This is a genomic window from Yoonia sp. R2-816, assembly GCF_046762905.1.
Lineage (GTDB): Bacteria > Pseudomonadota > Alphaproteobacteria > Rhodobacterales > Rhodobacteraceae > Yoonia.
The window spans coordinates 1-4,897 of record NZ_JBKQXN010000341.1; the positions used below are offsets into that span (position 1 = coordinate 1).

General features: G+C 52.6%; 3 protein-coding genes. 2 read left to right on the plus strand and 1 reads right to left on the minus strand.

Annotated elements, in window-relative coordinates; translation table 11 throughout:
* Positions 1-550: 550 nt before the first annotated feature.
* Both ACFWW2_RS25525 and ACFWW2_RS25530 read left to right on the plus strand, forming a co-directional pair.
* A complete protein-coding gene (locus ACFWW2_RS25525; RefSeq protein WP_393933278.1) occupies positions 551-1,135 on the plus strand; it encodes a hypothetical protein in 585 nt (194 codons plus the stop codon).
* 55 nt (positions 1,136-1,190) lie between these two features.
* Positions 1,191-1,766: an HdeD family acid-resistance protein gene (locus tag ACFWW2_RS25530; protein WP_393933280.1), complete on the plus strand. Its 576-nt coding sequence runs from the start codon at positions 1,191-1,193 to the stop codon at positions 1,764-1,766.
* 230 nt (positions 1,767-1,996) lie between these two features.
* Here the strand turns inward: ACFWW2_RS25530 and ACFWW2_RS25535 are convergent, their stop codons facing one another.
* Positions 1,997-4,621 carry a PAS domain-containing sensor histidine kinase gene (locus ACFWW2_RS25535; protein WP_393933282.1) on the minus strand — a complete coding sequence of 875 codons (2,625 nt, stop codon included), beginning with the start codon at positions 4,619-4,621 and terminating at the stop codon, positions 1,997-1,999.
* Positions 4,622-4,897: the final 276 nt, after the last annotated feature.

A 4,897-nucleotide genomic window follows, 5' to 3' on the forward strand; every position in this document is an offset into this window, starting at 1 on the left:
GACTTGATCTGCGGAAACCATCAAGGCCAGCGGACCTAAGAACCGCGCGAACAGGCCGAACACAAGACCGTATCTGACAAATTGCTAACTGCTTCGAAAAAAGTCTTGCTTTGCAGGGACCATCCACACAGGACAAAGCAGAACTTGGATTTTCCACCTTTGCTCACGCAGCATTACTTGGCATTTGCGGCGGGTTCTACGCTGCAGCGCAGCCCAAGTCGCGGAAGCGGTCATTGCCGAGCAGCTTTGGTGGCCTCAGCGTGCGGCGTTGCAGGCGCTTTGGACTCAGCCGTGACAAGAAAAACGGCGCCCGGCGAAGGGCGCCGTCTTATTGCCGTTTAGAACTGGATGTTCAGGCCAATCTGAGGTCCGTGACGTTCGTAATCTTCGCCAAACGCGCCACCATAGACTCGTATTACTTGGAACCCTATCTGATCAGGTAGCAGTGGATCGCTTCACTGCCGTCCATTGAGACATCTCAATAGGTTCATCCCAATTGAACGCATAATCTACGCCAGAATGCCCTGTTGCGCATTACATGGAGACCAGAATGGCGGACGACGAGACCGAAGCAAAAGCAAGCAAAACGACTTACATCAACATTCCCGAAGCTGTCGGGGTGTTTGATACGTTCGAAGCCCAACAGGCTGCATTTTATGATTTGCGCTCCGTGGGGTTTCACCACTCGGACATAAGTCTTTTGGGAAGCCAGGAAGCCTTAGAAGAAAAGCTAGGCAAAGCCTATTGGCGCGCGTCCGAGCTTGAGGACGACCCAAGAGCGCCAAGAGCGAATTTCGTGTCCGAGGAGGCAATCGGGGAGCTTGAAGGCGCTATCGCGGGTGGGTTCTTCTTTGTGGGATCCGCCATTGCCATGACGGCCTTGTTGACACCCGCGAGCACAGCGGCCGCATCGATTGCCGCAGTAGCCATCGGCGGCAGCCCGGCTGCGGTCATCGGGACGCTTCTGGCAAGGCGTGTGGGAAAGCACCACAAGGAATACTACGAAAACCAGATCGGGCACGGCGGGATCCTGATGTGGGTCCGAACGCGCGACAAGGAAAGGGAAGACCTCGCTGTTAAGATCATGAAAGCGCACTCGGGACGCGACGTTCATGTGCACGGCTGGAGCGAATAACGGTCTTTCGGTTTCTGATCGCACGCTAAACATTTCGATAACGAGGATGTAACGCATGGAACATCAACGCGCCGACAGTATGCAGACCCCCACCGGATTTGCTGTTAAACAGTGGCGACGACGGCTGTACGCGACTGGTCTTGCCATGATCGTTCTCGGCACTTTGGTAATCGTCATGCCGATTGTGAGTTCTTACACAGTAATCTTTCTGATCGGTACCGTGCTGACATTTGGCGGTCTGCTTGCAGTGCTGTTGGCACTACCTTTTAGGGGGACACCAGCCTTTGTCTGGATGTTGTTTGCTGGCATGTTTCCACTTTGCGCCGGACTATACTTTTCGGTCTTTCCGGCGTCAGGGCTGACAACGCTCACATTCGTTATTGCTGCAATCCTGCTCCTCACCGGCGTTTCTCAGAGCGTATCCGCGTTCAACATGCGCGGTATCAAAGGGTCAGTCTGGGTCTTTATGTCGGGTCTGATCAGTATCGGGCTGAGTGTTCTGATTTTTGCGGTGCTGCCCAAGGCGTCCACTGTCTTGTTGGGCATTCTGTTGGGCCTTGACCTGATAACCACCGGTGTGTCCCTGGTATTATTAACCTCTGCCATGCCTCACGTTGCTAAACACAGTTAATGCATTGTGATCAGCTTTTGTGTGGTTCGTTGATTTGAACAAGTACGGAGCCCTTCTGCGACATTGGAGCAGTCGCAGCGAAGGTCCGGTTTTAAGAATAAGCGTCATCAGCGACGTTCCCGTCCCACGTTGCCGTTGTCATTGCGGAGGGCAGACGGAAGTAGCTGTTGGCCATGGCGCTCAATCACCCGAACTTCGACCCACTTGCTTTGATATCCAAGTTTGTCAGTTCAATCCAACCGTTGACGAAGCAGCTGAGATAGTTCCTGAAGCCGATATGGTTTACGCAACCACAAAGTTCCGTCGTTGGGCAAGGTGCCCTTTTCCGCATAGCCTGAGGTAATGATGCATTTGATATGTGGGTATAATCTCTGCACTTCTAAAATCAGATCGGCACCGGACATGCCGCCTGGCATCACCATGTCTGTGAAGACAAGATCAACATCAGTGGTCTCGGCTAAGACTTCTAGTGCTTGATGCCCGGTTTCAGCTTCCCGTACGGTGTATCCCAGACTATCTAGCCGGTTGATTGTCAACTTTCGGACGCGTGGGTCATCTTCCACCACCAAAATGGTCTCACCGCCCTTTTCAACAGGCGGAGCACCCCGAGCATGTTCGGCAGTACCATCTTTCAGTTTGGCCGCATCAGGAAGATACAGGCTTACGGACGTGCCGTGACCAAGTTCACTGTAGATTTCAAGGTGACCTTCGGACTGCTTGGCAAAGCCATGCACCATGCTCAGTCCCAAACCTGTACCCTTGCCTACTTCTTTGGTAGTGAAGAATGGCTCAAGAACGCGGGACTGGACTTCCTGAGGCATACCAATGCCGGTATCGCTGACGGACAATCGAGTATATCGTCCGGGTGCAAGTTCATCACGTTCGCGCGCCGTTTCCGCATCAAAATCTATATTGCTGGTTTCGATTGTGAGGTCGCCGCCATCGGGCATGGCATCACGCGCGTTTATCGCAAGATTGAGCAACGCGTTGTGGACTTGCGTCGGGTCAGCGAAGGATTTTCCAAGCTCATCTGCTAGCTTGATATTCAGTGTGATTGTCTCACCAAGCGTACGGTCAAGCATATCTCGAAGGTTGCGTACGAGCTCATTGAGATCGATTTCTTCCGATGCAAGCGGCTGTTGGCGGGCGAACGATAGGAGCTGACCTGTTAGCTGCGCCCCGCTTTCAGCGGCGCTTGTGGCGTCTTCCAGCAACGACGCGGCAAACTCATCATCGCTGAGACGGTCAGCAAGCAGTTCATTATTGCCGATGACCACTGTGAGCAAATTGTTGAAATCATGCGCAATACCACCCGTTAGTTGACCAATTGCATCCATCTTTTGCGAATGGCGAAGTCGCTCTTCCATGTCTAATTTCGCAGTGACGTCGGATTGAACGCCTATGAAATGCGTTACCTCGCCTGCATCATCGCGGATCGGCGATATCGTGACCTCAACGTAAAAGAGAGAACCGTCTTTGCGGTAGTTGCGCAGTGTCTCATGTACCGGCACTGCCTGTGAAATGGCCGAACGGATATTGTCCAACGCTCGCTGATCACGGTCGTCACCCTGCAGAAAACGAGGGTTTCGGCCAAGCAATTCTTCGGCCTCATACCCTGTCATTTTTGCCATAGCGGCATTTGCGTATATGATGGCGTTTTCCCCGCGCCTGGCATCGGTAATGAGAACCCCGGTGTCGATTTCTGCAATTGCCCGTTCGCGTAGTCGTAAGTCCTCGGTCAACTTGAGCTGTTCGGTCACATCCCGGATGATCGCCACAAACAGGGAGTGTTCATTAAAACGCATCAGCTGAAGCGTTACATCTACAGGGTAGGTGGTGCCGTCTTTCCGCTGATGGATGGTGCTGAACGTAAGCAGGTTTTTGCTCCCATCCCTGAGAGGGGCAATTACTTGTTCAAACTGGTCTTTTGACATCTCCGGTTTGATGTCGACTGGTGTGATATCCAGCAATTCTTCACTGGAGTAACCGATGTTTTTTCGCGCTCCAAAGTTAGCCTGTACAAATCTCAGGCTGTCAGCGTCAAACATGTAAATCTCGTTGAGTGAGCGATCCAATATTGCGCCCAACTGATCGCTACGTGAGCGCTCCGCTCTTAGTTCGGTCAAGTCTTGAACAACGGCAACAAAAACAGGTTGATGTTTCGTCTTCAGTAGCTGCAATTGTGTTCGGACGGGATACGTGGAGCCATCCTTGCGAATTTGAACTGTTTCGAATTCCTGCCATTCTTTGCTATCGTCTCTTAATGGATCGAGCAGGTTTTCGATGTTTGCCCGGTCGAGTCCGTGGACAAAATCCCAAGGCTTCAGACTGGACACTTCTTCGGTCGAGTATCCAAGATTAAGTCGCGCCGCGCGGTTGGCGTGTACGATCTGATAGGTTTCGGCGTCCGAGATATAGATTTCGTTGACGGAGTCTTCGACAATTTGAGCAAACTGACGGGTTCTGCTTTCCGCCTGCTTAAGCTTGCTTTGGTCTCGTATGACGCCCGTGAACATGCGACGACCCTGCACAAACATCTCGCTAACGGCCAGATGAATTGGGAACACTGTTCCGTCTTTGCGCTGCGCCTCTACCTCTCGCCCGATACCAATGATTTTCTTCTGATGCGTGGCCTTGTAGTGGTCCATATAGCCGTCATGTTCATCGCGATATGGAGCAGGCATCAGCATCTTGACGTTCTGGCCAATGACCTCGCTGGCTGCATATCCAAGCATGCGCTCGGCCGCATGGCTGTATGACGCTATCAGACCTTCTTCGGTGATTGTGATAACGGCGTCAGGTAGAGCGTCCAGGACGGAGTTTAGAAGGGCTTCTGCATCGATAGTATTGGGCAAATTGTCGACCTTTCAAGAGATCGGAGCAGTCTGCGCACCTTGCCCGCATTTTAAGGCCCAGACAAGTTAGCCCTTACTCAGCGTTTGTTTGTGGAGGTGCGTCTCGTCTGGACAGGCGCAACCGCGTTACTTCGGCCTTGGACGTGTCGCGGTTTGATGCCGCTCCTTTGATAGCATTTATTGCAACAAAGGAGACGAACTATGGGACTGAAACGGACGGACGAATTCCGTGCTGATGCGGTGCGGATCGCGCTGACGAGTGGCCTGACACGCAAG